A 15,242-nucleotide genomic window follows, 5' to 3' on the forward strand; every position below is an offset into this window, starting at 1 on the left:
CGGCGCCCAGTATGTGCAGGGAGATCCACGACGGGCAACGCCTTCCGGGCGAGGTAATGAAATTCCGGTTATCGGAATGTCTGTCGCACTCAGCGGTTTCTTGGTAGAAAGCCGTATTGAGTGGGCGGTACACGGGGGCGAATTTCTGGTGACAGGGTTTATTTTTCTGCGCGCTGGTGCGCATCGGCTGCTGCTGGCTGCCGCGCTGCTCGCAGTGCTGCTCACGACGTGTGTGCTCGCGGCGCTCGCCGCGTTCTCCGGATCGGTCGGGGACGCCGCGCTCCGCGAGACGCTGAACGGCCGGGCCGCGGTCGCCGCCTCCCTCACCGTGAGCGCGGACGTGCCGCCGCAACGGCGGGACGCCGCGCAGCAGGCCGTGGTCCGCGGGACCCGGGAGGTCTTCGGCGGGCTGCCGACCACCCTGCGCAAGATGGAGCGTTCGGGCCCGTACGCCCTGCCGAGGTCGTTGCAGGCGCCCGCCGACCGGGCCGGCGACCCCGACCTCACGCACCTCGCCACACTGGACCGCTCGCGGATCCGGCTGGTGGCCGGCGCGCTGCCCGGCCCCGCCCCGACGGACGCCCGGCAGCCGGTCCCCGTCGCTCTGCCCGAGGCCGCCGCCGCACTGCTGAAGGTCCGTCCCGGCGCCCGGATCGCGCTCACCGAGCGGATGGCCGGCGCCCCGCTGACCGTGCTGGTCACCGGCATCTACAAGCCGGCCGACACCACCGACGCCTACTGGCAGCTGGACCCGCTCGGCGGCCGCGGCGTGCGCGACGTGGTGTTCACGACGTACGGCCCGCTGCTCGCCGACGCCTCGGTGCTCGCCGCGCCCGCCACTCCCGTGGGCACCACCGGCTGGGTGGCCGCCGCCGACTTCTCGACGCTGACCACGGAGCGGATCGGGAAGCTGCGCGACGCCGCCGCCGGCGGGTCGGTGCGCCTCCACGACGACCCCGCCTTCGCGGGCACCTCGTCGGTGGCCACCGCGCTGCCGCAGATCCTGGACCGCACCGAACGGGCCCTGCTCGTGGCCCGCTCCAGCCTGCTCATGGTCGCCGTCCAGCTGGTCCTGCTGGCCGGCTACGCGCTCCTGCTGGTGGCCCGGCTCCTCAGCACCGAACGCGCCGGCGAGACCAGCCTGTTGCGTGCCCGCGGCGCCTCCCGCGGGCGGATCGCGGGACTCGCCGCGATCGAGGCGATGCTGCTGGCGGTACCCGCCGCGGTGCTCGCCCCGCTCGCCGCCGCGCCGCTGGCCCGCTCCTTCACCCCCGGCTCACTGGGCGACGGCTCCGGGCTGCGGCTCGGCGTACTGCCGCCCTGGCCGGTGTGGCTGGTCGCCGCGGGCGTCGCGGCCTGCTGCGCCGTCGCGGTGGTCTCCCCCGCGCTGGCCGCGGCGGGCGCGACGATCCGGCTGCGGCGGGTGCGCGGTGCGGCGCTGCCCGCGCCGGTACGGGCCGGAGCCGACATCGCACTGCTGCTGATCGCGGGCATCGCCTACTGGCAGCTCGACCGGCAGAACGGCAGCGCCGGCGGCGGGGCCGTCAGCGGGGACCGCGAGGGCGATCTGGGCATCGACCCGGTGCTGGTCGCCGCGCCCGCGCTGGCCCTCCTCGCGGGCACCGTGCTGACCCTGCGTCTGCTGCCGCCCGCGGCCCGGCTCGCCGAGCGGCGGGCGGCGGGCGGCCGGGGACTGACGGCCGCCCTCGCCGGCTGGCAGTTCAGCCGCCGGCCGCTGCGCGGGGCCGGACCGGTCCTGCTGCTGGTCCTCGCGGTGGCGATGGGCATGCTGGCCATCGGCCAGGGCGCTTCGTGGGACCGCTCGCAGCACGACCAGGCCGATTTCCGTACCGGCGCCTCGGTGCGGGTGCTCGACAGCCGCCCCGCCGGACCGGGCCGCGGCGGCGAGTACGCCACCGCGCCGGGCGTGAAGGCGGCCGCGCCCGCGCACCGCGCGGTCACCGACCTGTCCGGCGGCCGGTCCGCGACCGTGCTCGCGCTCGACACGGCGCACGCGGACGAGCGGCTGCTGCTGCGCGACGACCTCGCCGACGAGCCCGCGACCGGGGTTCTGAAGTCGCTCGCGCCCGCCCCTGAGCAGTCCCGGCCGGTGCTGCCGCTGCCCGCCGGGACCCGGCGGCTCGCCCTCGACGTACGGATCACCGACACGCGGGGGAAGGCCGGCCGGTCCGCCGACGTGCCCGCGGCCGAGATCGCCGTGATGCTGACGGACCGCCACGGCCTCGGCTACCGGGTCGACGCCGGGCGGGTGCCCGCCGACGGCCGGCCGCACCGCATCACCGCCCGCCTCGACCAAGCCGCCCAGGGCGTGAGCGCCGCCCCCGCGGGCCCCCTCGAACTGACCGGCCTGCGCCTCACCGGCCCGGCCACCTCCGCCACGGCCGCGCGGCACCGGCTGCGCGTGGAGCGGCTGCTCACCGCCCCCGGGCCGGGGGCGCTGCGCCCGGTGGCGGTGCGTTCCGGGCTCGCCTGGCAGGGCGGCACCCGCCTCCTGTCGTACGGGTCCGACCTCCCGGAGAACCCGCTGACCCCGGCCGCGTCGTCGGGCGCCGCCGCGCTGGACGTCACGTACGACACCGGGCTCGGGTCCACCGAGGACGCGCGGTTCACGCTGCGGACGGACCTGGTGCGCCGCGGCGCACCGGAGCGCGTCCCGGCGGTCGCCACCGACGCGTTCCTGCGCGCGGCCGGGGCGAAGACCGGCGCGGACCTCGATGTGACGGTGGCCGGGCGGGAGCTGCGCGTGAAGGTGGTCGAGGCGGTCCGGCAGCTGCCGACCTCCCCGGCCGGCTCGCAGGACGCGGCGGCCACCGGCACGTCGGGGGCCACCGACGGCGGCGCCCTGCTGCTCGACCTGCGGGCCGTCAACGCGGCCCTGGCCGCGGACGGCGGCACCGGCCTGCCCGCCACCGAGTGGTGGCTGAGCACGGCGCCCGGCAAGGCCGGCGCCCTCGCGGACGCCCTGCGGGCGCGCACCGGAACCGAACCCGGCCAGGTCCTCGTACGTGACGAGACCGCCGCCGAGCTGCTCGGCGACCCGCTCGGCGCCGGACCGCGCGCCGCGCTGCTGGCCGTGGCGGTCGCCGCCGCCCTGCTCGCCGCGGTCGGCTTCGCGGTGAGCGCGGCCGGCTCACTGCGGGAACGTTCCTCCGAGATCGCGGTGCTGCGCGCCCTGGGCGCGCCCCACAAGGGCCTCGCCCGGATGGTGGCCGCCGAGCAGGGCGTCCTGATCGCGATCGGACTGCTGGCGGGGGCCGCACTGGGCGCGGCACTGGCCCGGGCCGTCGTACCGCTGGTCGTGCTGACCTCGCAGGCCGCCGCACCCGTGCCCCGGGTCCTCGTCGAACTCCCGGCGGGCCAGGTGGCCCTGCTGCTCGCCGGGGTCGCGGCCGTGCCGCTGCTGATCACCGCCGCCGTCGCGGTCCGCCGCACCGATCCGGCGGTCTCGCTCCGCCACCAGGGGGAGAACTGAGATGGCAGCCCGACCTGCTGCACGCCGTGCCGCCGATTCCGCACCCGAGCCGGAATCCGGACCGGCAGCCGCCGCCGGATCCGGCGCGCGCCGACCGCGCGCGGTCGCGCCCTGGGTGCGGACCCGGCTGCGCTCGGCCCCCGGCGCCGCCCTCGCCTTCGGCACGCTCGTCCTGATCACCGCCTTCCTCGCGGCCGGACTGCCGCGGGCCGTCGACGCGTACGAGACCGACGGGCTGCGCCGGGACATCGCCGCCGCCCCGCCCGCCGACAGCACGCTGGAACTGCTCGCTCCGCAGCCCGGCCTGGAGATTCCGCCGTTCACCCGCGAGGCCATGCTGCGCCCCAAAGCCCTCGGGCAGACGGCGCAGGCCGCCCTGGGCGCCCTGCCCGACCCGGTCCGCGCCGACCGCGCGCAGTCGGCGTACGGGGTGCGCAGCACCGGCGACCTGATCGGCAGCGACCGCTGGCTGCCGCGGCCGGACGCCGTGCCGCCCCGCTTCACCCTGTACGCGCAGTCCGGCCTCGCCGCGCACGCCACCGTCAGCGCCGGCCGGCTGCCCGCCGCCTCCGAGGAGGTGACGACCGGAACCAAGGAGGTGGAGGCGGCCGCCACCGAGGAGACCGCCCGCACCATGCGGCTCAGGGCAGGCTCGGTGGTGCACCTCGGCGGCGACGGCTTCGGCGCCGACATGACCGTACGGATCACCGGGATCGTCCGGCCTCGGCAGCCCGAGGGCTCCTACTGGTCGGCCGACACGATGCTGCGCACCCCGGGCATGGGCTCCATACCGGGCGGAGAGAAGCCGTCCCTGTTCTGGGAGGCCGGGCTGCTGCTCGCGCCCGGCGCCGCGCCCGCGCTGCTCGGCCCCGAGCTGGCGGCCCAGCCGGAGCGCTACTGGCACTTCGCACCCGACACGAGCCGGCTGACCGCCCGGGACACGGACGCCCTCACCGCCCGCGTCGCCTCCATCGAGGGCGGGCCCGAACTGCTGCGGCTGCGCCGGGTCGCCGGTGACACGGCGACCGTGAAGACCGGGCTGGAGGACATCGTCGCCCGCCACGTGGCCATGCGCCGGACCATCGACCAGCTGGTGGCCGTGGCCGCCTTCGGGATCGGCTCGGTCGCCGCGGTGGTCCTGGCCATGGCGGGCGGCCTCGCCGTCTCCCGCCGCGCCGCCGAACTCGCCCTGCTGCGCTCGCGCGGCGGCTCCCTCGCCGGCATCGGACGCCGGCTGCTCGGCGAGACCGCCGTGATCGCGCTGCCCGCCGCGGCCGTCGGGCTGTGGCTCGCCGTCCTCGCGGTGCCCGAGGCCCGGCTGCTGCCGGCCGTCCTGGGAGCGTCCGCCACGGCGCTGCTCGGCTGCGCGGTGCTGCCGTTGCGCGCCGTGGTCCGCCACCGCACCCCGCAGACCCGCGGCGGGCGGGCCGACCTGGTCAGGGCCCGGCCGAGCCGGCGCCGCACGGTCGCCGAACTGACCATGCTGGTCCTGGCCGTCGGCTCCGTCGTGGCGCTGCGCCGCCGCGGCACCGCCGACGCCGGCGACCTGCTCGTGACCGCCGCGCCGGTACTCGTCGGGCTGATCGCCGCGGTGGTCCTGGTCCGGCTGTACCCGCTGCCGCTGCGCTGGGTGGCCCGCCCGGCCGGCCGGCTGCGCGGTGCGATCGCCTTCCTGTCGCTGGCCCGGGCCGGCCGCTCCTCGGCCACCGGAGCGCTGCCCGTGCTCGCCCTGCTGGTCGCCCTGACCACCGCCGCGTTCGGCGGTTCGGTGCTGGCGGGCGTATCTGACACCCGGGACCGGGCCGCGACGCTGACCACCGGCGCGGACGCCCGGGTCGCCTCCAGGGGCGAGGTGGCGCCGCTGCCGGCGGGCACGGACCGCATCGTGCGCGCGGTGCCCGGCGTGCGCGAGGTGACCCCGGTACGCGTGGACCGCATGGCCCGCCTGTACGCCGGCGGAGTCACCCAGGGCAAGGGTCTGACCGTGGTCGCGGTGGAACCCCAGTCGTACGCACGGCTGGCCGGACGGCTCGGCGTCGGGGCGTTCCCCGCCCCGGCCCTCGGCGGCACCGGCAAGGTGGTCGACGCCATCGCCTCCCCCGACGTGGCGCAGCGCCTCGGCCGCGCTCCGCGCCGGCTGTCCGTGCAGGGCGGCGACATCACCGTACGGATCACCCAGGTGCGCGCCCACACCCCGGCGGTGTCCGGGTCCGGGTTCCTGCTGGTGGACGCGGCCCGGCTGAAGCCGCAGCCGCCGACGACCCTGCTGGTCACCGGCCCGGTGACCGGCCCGGCGCTGCGGACGGCGCTGCGCGAGCGGGGCGCGGACCTCGCCGTGGACCTGCGCACAGAGGCCCGTGCGAAGCTCACCGACTCGCCGCTGCAGAAGGGCGCCGCCCGTATCTACGCCGCCGCGGTGGCGGCGGGCGCGGGCTACGCGGTGATCGCGCTGGTGCTGTCACTGCTGCAGACCTCACGGGAGCGGGCCACCCTGCTGGCCAGGCTCCGCACGATGGGCCTGACCACGCGTCAGGGCCGCCAGCTGCTCGGCCTGGAAGCGCTGCCCCAGGCCCTGCTGGCCGCCGGCGGGGGCCTGCTGGTCGGCTGGATCACGGTCCAGCTGCTCGCGCCGGGCATCGACCTCGCCCGGCTGGCGCTGGCCGCCGCGCCCGGGCTCGCCACCGTGGACGACGCCGTGTTGCACACCGACTTCTGGTCGCTGGTGCTGCCCGCGGTGGGCGTGGTGGTGCTGGCGGGAGCGGTGGCCACCGGCCAGGCCTGGTGGGCGGGCCGCCGCGGATCGATCACCGAACTCAGAGCGGGAGACATGCCATGACCGACACGACGACCGTGCAACCGAGCCTGAGCGAGCTGGAGCAGCGGGCGACGGCGCACCGGGACCGGGCCGCGTACGGTCACGACGCGCTGATCGCCTGCGACCGGCTGGTCCGCATCTTCACCACGGACGGGGTGGAGGTCCAGGCCCTCCAGGGGCTGGACCTGCTGGTCCGGGACGGCGAACTGATGGCGCTCGTCGGTGCGTCCGGCAGCGGCAAGTCGACGCTGATGAACATCCTGGCGGGCCTGGACGTGCCCACCGCCGGCGCCGCGAAGGTCGCGGGCCGCGACCTCCTCGCCATGGACGCGAAGGCGCGGCTGGCCTACCGGCGGGACGTGGTCGGCTTCGTCTGGCAGCAGACGGCCCGCAACCTGCTCCCCTATCTGACGGCGGCCCAGAACGTGGCGCTGCCGATGCAGTTGCACGGCGGCTCCCGCAAGGCGGCGATGGCCGCACGGGCCAAGGAGCTGCTGTCGATGCTGGGCGTCGCCGAGTGCGCGGACCGCCGCCCCACCCAGCTGTCCGGCGGGCAGCAGCAGCGGGTCGCGATCGCCGTGGCCCTCGCCAACTCCCCGTCGGTGCTGCTGGCGGACGAGCCGACGGGCGAGCTCGACTCGGCGACCGGCGAGCAGGTGTTCGCGGCCTTCCGCCGGGCGAACGAGGAACTCGGCACGACGATCGTGATCGTCACGCACGACCAGGCGGTGGCCGACGAGGTCCGCCGTACCGTCGCGATCCGCGACGGCCGCACCTCGTCGGAGGTGCTGCGGCGCACCGAGGTCGACGAGCAGGGCCAGGAGTCCCTGGTGGCGCGCGAGTACGCGATGCTCGACCGGGCCGGCCGGCTCCAGCTGCCCGCCGAGTACACCGCGGCGCTGCGGATGGAGCACCGGGTGATGCTGGAGCTGGAGCAGGACCACATCGGGGTCTGGCCGGACGGTGCGGCCCCGCAGGCCGCCGCCGGGGAGCCGGGCCGGGCGGACGTGACCGGCCCGGCGGACGCGCCCGGACCCGCCGACGCGCCCGGCCCGGCGGAAGGCGCCTGACGGCGGCTCGGGCAGCCCCGTACATCCGAGATGTCCGGGCTGTCCCGGCTCCTGGCCTGTCCTGGCCGCCCGGCCTGCCCTGGCTGCCGGCCTGCCCGGGCCGTCCGTGCGGTCGGTCAGCCGGTGCTCTCCGGCTCCAGGCCGGCCGGGATGCGGAACATGGACGGGTCGGGGTAGGTCGCCTTCTCCGCCTGGAGCACCTCCTCGACATCGGCCGCGAACGCCGGATCGAAGAAGCCGAGGCCGAGCAGCAGGCGCAGCCCCTCCACCGTGGGGTCGAGGAGCGGGCGGGCCATCCGCGCACCGCCGCCGGACACCCCGATGAACCCGGTGCGCGCCATCGCCAGCCGCGCTGCGGCCCGCTCCTCGAACCCGCCGGTCGCGTACCCGGTGACCAGCGCGAGGTCGGCGAGGAACTTGCGGGTCCCGCGGGCCATCTCCTCGGCGCCCTGGAGGGTCTGGACCGCGCCGCCCGCCACCTTGTAGTCGTCCCCGTTGCGCTTGAGGCCGCGCCCCTCGTACACGGCGAGGGCTTCCTCGAAGAGCCGGCCCGCTGCGTCGACCGCCTTCATCGCGGTCACGAGCTCTCCGATGTTCAGGTCCTGCGTCACGCTGCCTCCCGGTCCGATCCTTGCTGGACAGACCGTAGGAGGCGAGGGTGCCGCTACGGAACACCCGTGCACGATCGTGATGTGCGGCCGGGTGCGTACTACGCCGGGAGTACGGGTGACCGGTCCGCCGGGCGGACGCCCCACGGCGGGTACCGGGACTAGCGTGGCCGGTATGGACGTACGGCACGGCGGGCCGCCCGGCACGTCATCAGGGGGCAGCACGCGGCGCGGACCGCGGGGCGGACCGGGGCGCGGGGCGCGCGGCGGGTCGGAGCGCGGGCCGGGACGCGGATCGCGGGGCGGGGCGCCCGGGTGGCGGGACTGGGAGCGGTGGGAGCGGCCGCCGCGCGCGGGCCTGCCGTGGCGCTCCGCGCTCCTGGTGGCCGTGATCGCCGAGGCCGGTACGGGCTGGGCGGAGCACGCCCAGTCCGGCCGGGTGCCGCTGGACGCGGCCGGGCGGGCGCTGCTGCTGCTCGGCCCGGCCCTGCTGGTGCTGCGCCACCGGCATCCGGTGCCGGTGGTCTTCGGGGTCTGCGCGGTCGCGCTGGGCTATCTGGCGGCGGGCTACCCGTACGGCCCGGTGTTCCTGAGCGTGGCCGTGGCCTGCCTGGCGGCGGTGGTCGCCGGGCACCGGCGGGCCGCCTGGACGGCGGTGGGGCTGCTGTGGGCGGGGCACCTGCTGATCGGCCACTGGCTGTACCGCTGGCTGCCGCCCGCGGGCGGCGGGCCCGCCCCGTGGGGCTGGGAGGCCGGCGTCACCGCTTGGGTGCTGGCGGTGCTCGCCGCCTGCGAGGTGCTGCGGGTGGGCCGCGAGCAGCGGGCCCGGGAGCGGGCCGAGCGGGCGGCGGCGGCGCGCCGCCGGGCGTCCGAGGAACGGCTGCGGATCGCCCGCGAGCTCCACGACGTCCTGGCCCACAGCATTTCGGTGATCAACGTGCAGGCGGGGGTGGGGCTGGCCCTCCTCGACACCGACCCCGAACAGGCGCGTACCGCGCTCACCACCATCAAGGCGGCCAGCCGGGAGGCGCTGGGCGAGGTCCGGCAGGTCCTGGACACCCTCCGGGCCCCCGGCGAGGCCCCGCGGGCCCCCGCGCCCGGTCTCGACCGGCTGCCGGAACTCGTCGAGCAGGCGGCAGCGGCGGGCCTCAGCGTCTCCGTCGACCGGGCGCCCGGCGGGCGGGCGCTGCCGCCCGGCGCGGACCTCGCCGCGTTCCGGATCGTCCAGGAGGCGCTGACGAACATCGTCCGCCACTCGGGCTCGCGCACCGCCCGGATCACCCTGGCCTGGCCGCCCGGCGCACTCGAACTGAGCGTCGCCGACGACGGGCCGGCCACCGGAGCCGACGCGGGCGGCAGCGCCGGCGGACTGGTCGGCATGCGCGAGCGGGCCGCGGCCCTCGGCGGCACCCTCGAAGCCGGCCCGCGGCCGGACGGCGGCTTCCTGGTGACGGCCCGGCTGCCGCTGCGCGGCGCCGCGACGGACGGGGAGGACCGGCCGTGATCCGCGTACTGCTCGCCGACGACCAGGCGCTCGTACGGGCCGGGTTCCGGGCGCTGCTCGACGCGCAGCCGGACATCGAGGTGACCGGCGAGGCCGCCGACGGGGCGGAAGCGGTCCGGCGGGCGCGCGAGCTGCGGCCGGACGTGGTGCTGATGGACATCCGGATGCCGGTCCTCGACGGCCTGGCCGCGACCCGCGCGCTGACCGCGGACCCCGCCGCGGCGGGGGTCAAGGTGGTGGTGCTGACCACCTTCGAGCTGGACGAGTACGTGTTCGAGGCGATCCGGGCGGGGGCCTCCGGCTTCCTGGTCAAGGACACCGAGCCCGCCGAACTGCTGCGCGCGGTACGGGCCGTGGTCGCGGGCGACGCGCTCCTGTCCCCCGGGGTGACCCGGCGGCTGATCGCGGAGTTCGCGGCGCGGTCCCGCACGCCGGGCGCCGCCGCGGAGCTGGACCGGCTCACCGACCGGGAACGCGAGGTGATGGCCCTGGTCGGGATCGGTCTGTCCAACGAGGAGATCGCCCGCCGCCTGGTGGTCAGCCCGCTGACCGCGAAGACGCACGTCAGCCGGGCGATGGTGAAGCTCGGCGCCCGCGACCGGGCCCAGCTGGTGGTACTGGCCTACGAGTCCGGACTGGTCCGGCCGGGCTGGCTCGACTGACCGCCGTCGGTCGCCGGCCGAGCGGCGGCCGGGCGGCGGACGGCGGACGGCGGACGGCGCACGGCGGACGGCGCGGCATACGGGGGCGGACGCTCAGCCGAGTGACCGCCCGGCCGAGTGCCGTGGGACGGACCGGGCTACTCCCCCGGGCGTACCCGGAGTGCCTTCGGCGGTACGACGCGCGGGGCGCCCGTCCGGATCAGGCTCGGAGTGTCACAGCAACGGCACTCCCGAGGAGCTGAACCGAGATGAACACCCTCGCGTACGACGGGCCCGGCCCGTGGATCCTGCTCTTCCCGCTGGTCTGGGCGGCCGTCGCGGTCGCCGTCGTCACCCTGCTGCGCCGCACCGGCCCGCGCGGCCGCCGCGGCCCGTGGGGCCAGTGGGGACCGGTCCGCCCCGGGTACGGCGAGAACGGGCCGGTGACGGTCCTGGGACGGCGGTTCGCCGCCGGTGAGATCGACGAGGAGGAGTACTGGCGGCGGCTGTCGGTCCTGGAGGAGCACTTCGGCCGGGCCCCGCTGGACGGCAAGTCCGCCCCGAGCTGACCGCCACGGGCCCGCACGGCCCGCGGGGCGCTCCCTGCGGTGGGCGCCCCGCGGCCGCGGTCGTACGTCTGCCGCTAGGCCTTGTTGAAGGCCTTGGTGAAGGCCAGCGGCTGCTGGAGGATCGAGGAGCAGGTGGCGTCGGCCTGGTTCTTCGCACCGCCGGGGCACTGCCGGTCGCGCGCGCCGGACCACATGGCGAGCCATCCGAGGCCCTTCGCGCGGGCGAACGCGGCGAGTTGCCCGGCGTCCTCGACCGTGAAGACCTCACTGGCGACGTCGTTGACGCCGATCATCGGGGTGACGGCGACGGTCTTCCAGGCCTCGGCGTCGGAGAGCCCGAGCACGCCCTTGACCTGGGCCTGCGTCGCGGTCGCGGCCTGGATCGCGTAACCGCCCATGTCCCCGCTGTAGGCGGGGCCGTAGTCCATCGCCATGATGTTGACGGCGGAGACCGCCACCCCGTTGCGCCGGGCGTCGGCGAGCAGGTCGATGCCGGGCTGGGTCAGACCCTCCGGCATCACGGGCAGCGTGAACGACACGTCGAGCCCGGGGTGCTTCTTCTGCAGCAGCGCGATGGCCTGCGCGCGGCGGGTGTTGGCGGCCGTGTCCGGCAGCGCGGCGCCCTCGATGTCGAAGTCGGCCTTGGTCAGTCCGTACGCGTCGACGACCTTGCCGTACGCGGCCGCGAGGTCGGCGGCGGACCGGCAGACCAGGCCGAGTTCGGAACCGGCCGCGCCGCCGAAGGAGACCCGCACGTCACCGCCCTTGGCGCGCAGCGCGGCGATCTGCGAGGCGACCCGGTCGGCGCCCAGGGCGGTGGTACCGCCCCACAGCGGGGCGCAGCTGCCGCCGGAGGTGATGAAGGCCAGGTTGAACTCCTTGACCCCGGTCTGGGCGACGGTGTCGAGGAGGTCGTACGTCGGGTAGAGCGAGGTGTCCACGTACGGGGCGAACCCGGCGGACGCGGCGCCGCCACCCGGGGGCCGGGTCGGGGTGGCGGTGGCGGTCGGCTTGGCCGTGGGCTGCACGGTCGGCTTGACGGTGGGCTTCACGGTCGGCTTGACGGTCGGCTTCGCCGTGGGGGTCGGGGCGGTGGTGGGGCGGCCGCCGGGGGTGGGCGTGGTGCCCGCGGAGCACTGCTCCTTGTTGATGAGACAGCCGGTGGGACTCCCCGGGGAGCGGTCGGCGGCGGTGACGAAGCCGACGGTCAGGGAGGCGCCGGGAGCGAGGCCCTGCCGGTCCCAGCGGGCCGGACGGACCGTGACGTGCTGCCCCTTGACGGTCTGTTCGCCGTTCCAGAGGGAGGCCAGCGCGGTGCCGGCCGGCAGGTCGAACTCCAGGGTCCAGTCGGCGAGCGGCTTGTCGCCGCGGTTGGTTATGACGTACTGCCCGGTGTACCCGGTGCTCCAGGTGCTCGCCCGGGTGAAGGCCGCGCCGACGGAGGCGGCCTGCGCGGTGCCGGTGAGTGCGAGGGCGGTGCCGCCGACGGCCGCCGCGAGCGCGACCGCGCCCAGCGCCTTCGCCTTGCCGCTCGCTCTGCGGCGGTGTGTGTTGCTGCCCATGACGTGCCTGCCTCTGCGGTGCGGGGGTGGAGGACGGGACAGCACGCTAGCGCCCACAAACCCGACAAAATCCCCACCCACTGCCCCCCACCCCACTTCTTGAGCCCCCCTTAAGGACCCCATCGGAACCGTTTAACCCCACCGGCCGACCGTGACCCGCATGTTCAGCCCCTCCGGTGCTTGAACCCCTTCAGCCCCTCCGGCGTTTGAGGAGCGGGTCCGGGCAGGGCCCGGTGCCCGGCGTCAGCCGGGTTGCTTGGGGCTCCGCCCCAACCCCCGCGCCTCAAACGCCGGCGAGGCCGGACGCTGCCCACTCACCTGCTTCCGGCAGCGGAACCGGCACCGCATGCCGGGACAGCCCGCCGGGCCCGCGGGCGGGCAAGGGCGCCGGGTTCCGGCCCCCCACATCGGCCCCGCTGGACCCGTCAGGCCCACGCGACACCAGCGCCTCGGGACTGCCAGGCTCACCGGACCGCCGGGACGCTTCGCCCGCAGTGGGCGCGTGAGGCGTGGACGCGCCAGACCCTCCAGGCCCACCGAACCCGGGCGTAGCGGAACTGCCAGGTCCGTCGGACCGCCTGGGCTCTCCGCCCGCGCTGGGCGCGTGAGGCGTGGGCCCGCCGGACCCACTGGACCCAACCGCCGCCCTGGGCCCTCCGGACGCGGGGCCGCGGAACCTGCCGACCTCACCGGGTCCGCTGAAACCGCCGGGGCCGCCGGAATTACCAGAGCCGCCGGGCGTACCGGTGGTCGGAGACCCGCCAGGCCCACTGGACCCACCCACCGCGCCGGGTCCGCCGGTCGCGGGGCCGCGGAACCTGCCAGCCCCGCCGGGCCCGCTGGGTCCGCTGGGTCCGCCGAAGCCCCCAAGGGAGCCGAAGCCGCCGGGGTTGCCAGGGCCGCCGGGCGTACCGGAGGTCGGAGACCCGCCGGGCGTACCGGAGGTCGGAGACCCGCCGGACCCACCGGACGCGCTGGGTCCGCCGAAGCCGCCGGGGTTGCCAGGGCCGCCGGGCGTACCGGAGGTCGGAGGCCTGCTGGGCCCGCTCCGCGCGCCGGCCGCGCCGGCCGCGCCGGGCCCGCCGGTCGCCCGCGTGGCGGACCCGCTGGTACCGCCGGGCGTACCGGAGCGTGCGGACCCGCCAGGCCCGCTGGACGTACGGGGCGACGAGGTGGCGGTACCGCCGGACGGGACCGTCGCGCGGGTATTCGGCGGGGGCGGGGTGGGGGGTGAGGGGGGTGTGCTCCGGTAGCGGGCGAGGGCTCGGTCGCCGTCGCCGATTCCGGCGGCGATGACGGCGCCGTCCGGCTGTACGGCGACCGCGCGCGCCTCCGCGTACCGGCCCGCCCCGAAGCGCGTGGTCACCCGGCCGCCCGTACCGAAGGCGGGGTCGGGGCTGCCGTCGGCCCGGTAGCGGGCGACCGCGAAGGCGCCGCCGCCGAGCCCGGCGGCCACGATCCGTCCGTCGGCCTGGACCGCCACGTCGTACGCCCGCGCCACGGACAGCACCGGCCGGCCCGGCTCGGCCGCCACCCGGCCGTCCGCCCCGAAGTCCGGGTCGGGGTCCCCGTCGGGCAGGTAGCGGGCCAGCGCGAAATCGGCTCCCGAGTATCCGGCCGCGACGATCCGCCCGTCCGCCTGCACGGCGAGACCGCGCACGCCGTCCTCGTCCCCGGCGTCGGTGACGACCCGTCCGCCGGTGCCGAAGTCCCGGTCGAGCGTGCCGTCCGGCAGGTAGCGGGCCAGCGCGAAGTCGGCGGCGAAGGCGGGCGCGGTGAAGCCGGTCTGTCCGGCGACGAGGATCCGCCCGTCCGGCAGCACCGCCAGGTCGTAGGCCCGCGCCCCGCCGCCCGGGAAGTCGGTGACGACCCGGCCGCCCCGGCCGAAGCCCGGGTCCGGGCTGCCGTCGGGCCGGTAGCGGGCCACCGCGAACCGGCCGCCGCTGCGCCCGGCGACGACGATCAGGCCGTCGGGCTGCACCGCCACCGCGTGCGCCTCGGCGGATCCGCCCCCGCCGCGGCTCCCTCCGTCGCCGTTCGCTCCGCCGCCGGTTCCTCCTCTTCCGCCACTCCCTCCTGTGCCGTCTCCCGACCCGCCCTCGCCGTGCCCTCCTTCGCTGTCACCGGCCCCACCCTCGATGTCCCTTTCGCCGCCGAACGTGGTCAGCACCGTGCCGCCGTTCCCGAAGCCGGGGTCGGGGCGGCCGTCGGCGAGGAGGCGTACGACCGCGAACCGGCAACAGGACTGCCCCTGCCGAGCGCTGCGGCCCACGACGAGGAGCTTGCCGTCGCTCTGGAGAGCCGCACCGTCCGCCACGTCGTCCCCGCCGAGGTCGGTGACGGCCACCCCGCCGGTGCCGAACTCCGGGTCGGGGGTGCCGTCGGCCCGGTACCGGACCACGGCGAAGTCCCCGTCGCCGCCCCCGTCCGCGCCGCCCGTCCAGCGGGTCCCGGCCGTGAGGATCCGGCCGTCGGGCCGCACCACCATGTCCTGGACGTCCTCGGTGGCGGCCAGTGCGGTCAGCACCCGGCCGGCCGCGCCGAAGGCCGGGTCGGGGTCCCCGTCGGCCGCCCGCGCGGCCCCGGGCAGTGCCAGCGTCAGCACGAGGAGGAGCGGCCCGGTGGCGGTGCGCGCCGCCCGCCGGGCGGCCCCGGTGCGCGCGCGTGCGGGCCGGTACCGGGTGGCGGATCTGACAGCGGACATGAGGACCCCTCTGGCTCGCGCGGACTGCCCACACCCTTCGGTCGTGCGCGGCCCCACCCGTACCGGCCGGCGCCGAACTTCCCTCCCCGGGGCGCGAGTTCCACTCGGGCGAGTGAGCCGACCGGCACCGCCCGGCCTCCCGTGTTGACCGCCGCCCTGCCGCCCTGGCGTCCTGGCGCCCTGGCGCCCTGCGCCCGTTGACCGCTGACCGCTGACCGCTGACCGCTGACCGCTGACCGGCCACCCCGCTGCCTCGGCCGCCCCACCACCCCGCCA

Annotated in this window: 9 protein-coding genes; 6 read left to right on the forward strand and 3 right to left on the reverse strand. The window is 77.0% G+C overall.

Going from position 1 to position 15,242, the window contains the following annotated elements; all coding sequences use genetic code 11:
- Positions 1 to 148: 148 nt before the first annotated feature.
- From OG764_RS04610 to OG764_RS04620, 3 genes are read left to right on the forward strand one after another with little or no spacing between them, the layout of a single operon-like run.
- Complete coding sequence (locus OG764_RS04610) at positions 149 to 3,493, forward strand: FtsX-like permease family protein (RefSeq protein ID WP_328967085.1); 3,345 nt, start codon at positions 149 to 151, stop codon at positions 3,491 to 3,493.
- A 1-nt stretch (position 3,494) separates the two neighbouring features.
- Positions 3,495 to 6,329: an ABC transporter permease gene (locus OG764_RS04615; RefSeq protein ID WP_328967086.1), complete on the forward strand. Its 2,835-nt coding sequence runs from the start codon at positions 3,495 to 3,497 to the stop codon at positions 6,327 to 6,329.
- The gene (locus tag OG764_RS04620; RefSeq protein ID WP_328967087.1) at positions 6,326 to 7,378 is read left to right on the forward strand and encodes an ABC transporter ATP-binding protein; all 1,053 of its coding nucleotides are present in this window, start codon (positions 6,326 to 6,328) and stop codon (positions 7,376 to 7,378) included. Before OG764_RS04615 ends, OG764_RS04620 begins: the two co-directional genes overlap by 4 nt.
- A gap of 116 nt (positions 7,379 to 7,494) precedes the next feature.
- Here the strand turns inward: OG764_RS04620 and OG764_RS04625 are convergent, their stop codons facing one another.
- Complete coding sequence (locus tag OG764_RS04625) at positions 7,495 to 7,989, reverse strand: hypothetical protein (protein ID WP_328967088.1); 495 nt, start codon at positions 7,987 to 7,989, stop codon at positions 7,495 to 7,497.
- A 172-nt stretch (positions 7,990 to 8,161) separates the two neighbouring features.
- Between OG764_RS04625 and OG764_RS04630 the strand changes: the two genes are divergently transcribed.
- The 3 genes from OG764_RS04630 (at position 8,162) to OG764_RS04640 (ending at position 10,700) form a co-directional block, all read left to right on the forward strand.
- Positions 8,162 to 9,490 (forward strand): sensor histidine kinase, encoded by a 1,329-nt coding sequence (locus tag OG764_RS04630; protein ID WP_328967089.1) that lies wholly within the window; start codon positions 8,162 to 8,164, stop codon positions 9,488 to 9,490.
- The gene (locus tag OG764_RS04635; protein WP_328967090.1) at positions 9,487 to 10,152 is read left to right on the forward strand and encodes a response regulator transcription factor; all 666 of its coding nucleotides are present in this window, start codon (positions 9,487 to 9,489) and stop codon (positions 10,150 to 10,152) included. Before OG764_RS04630 ends, OG764_RS04635 begins: the two co-directional genes overlap by 4 nt.
- Before the next feature lie 248 nt (positions 10,153 to 10,400).
- Positions 10,401 to 10,700 (forward strand): SHOCT domain-containing protein, encoded by a 300-nt coding sequence (locus tag OG764_RS04640; RefSeq protein ID WP_328967091.1) that lies wholly within the window; start codon positions 10,401 to 10,403, stop codon positions 10,698 to 10,700.
- Between the two features lie 74 nt (positions 10,701 to 10,774).
- Here OG764_RS04640 and OG764_RS04645 read toward each other — a convergent pair whose 3' ends face one another.
- Positions 10,775 to 12,262, reverse strand: coding sequence for a cellulose binding domain-containing protein (locus tag OG764_RS04645; RefSeq protein WP_328967092.1), 1,488 nt, complete (start codon positions 12,260 to 12,262; stop codon positions 10,775 to 10,777).
- 283 nt (positions 12,263 to 12,545) lie between these two features.
- The gene (locus OG764_RS04650; RefSeq protein WP_328967093.1) at positions 12,546 to 14,966 is read right to left on the reverse strand and encodes a delta-60 repeat domain-containing protein; all 2,421 of its coding nucleotides are present in this window, start codon (positions 14,964 to 14,966) and stop codon (positions 12,546 to 12,548) included.
- Between the last annotated feature and the right edge of the window lie 276 nt (positions 14,967 to 15,242).

This window comes from Streptomyces sp. NBC_00239, assembly GCF_036194065.1.
In the GTDB taxonomy this organism is placed as follows: domain Bacteria; phylum Actinomycetota; class Actinomycetes; order Streptomycetales; family Streptomycetaceae; genus Streptomyces.

What these genes read in the sequence shown, in the direction of transcription:
- OG764_RS04615 (WP_328967086.1), top strand. Translation starts at nt 3,495, where the DNA reads ATGGCAGCCCGACCTGCTGCACGCCGTGCCGCCGATTCCGCACCCGAG.
- OG764_RS04620 (WP_328967087.1), top strand. Translation starts at nt 6,326, where the DNA reads ATGACCGACACGACGACCGTGCAACCGAGCCTGAGCGAGCTGGAGCAG.
- OG764_RS04630 (WP_328967089.1), top strand. Translation starts at nt 8,162, where the DNA reads ATGGACGTACGGCACGGCGGGCCGCCCGGCACGTCATCAGGGGGCAGC.
- OG764_RS04640 (WP_328967091.1), top strand. Translation starts at nt 10,401, where the DNA reads ATGAACACCCTCGCGTACGACGGGCCCGGCCCGTGGATCCTGCTCTTC.
- OG764_RS04645 (WP_328967092.1), bottom strand. Translation starts at nt 12,262, where the DNA reads ATGGGCAGCAACACACACCGCCGCAGAGCGAGCGGCAAGGCGAAGGCG.
- OG764_RS04650 (WP_328967093.1), bottom strand. Translation starts at nt 14,966, where the DNA reads ATGTCCGCTGTCAGATCCGCCACCCGGTACCGGCCCGCACGCGCGCGC.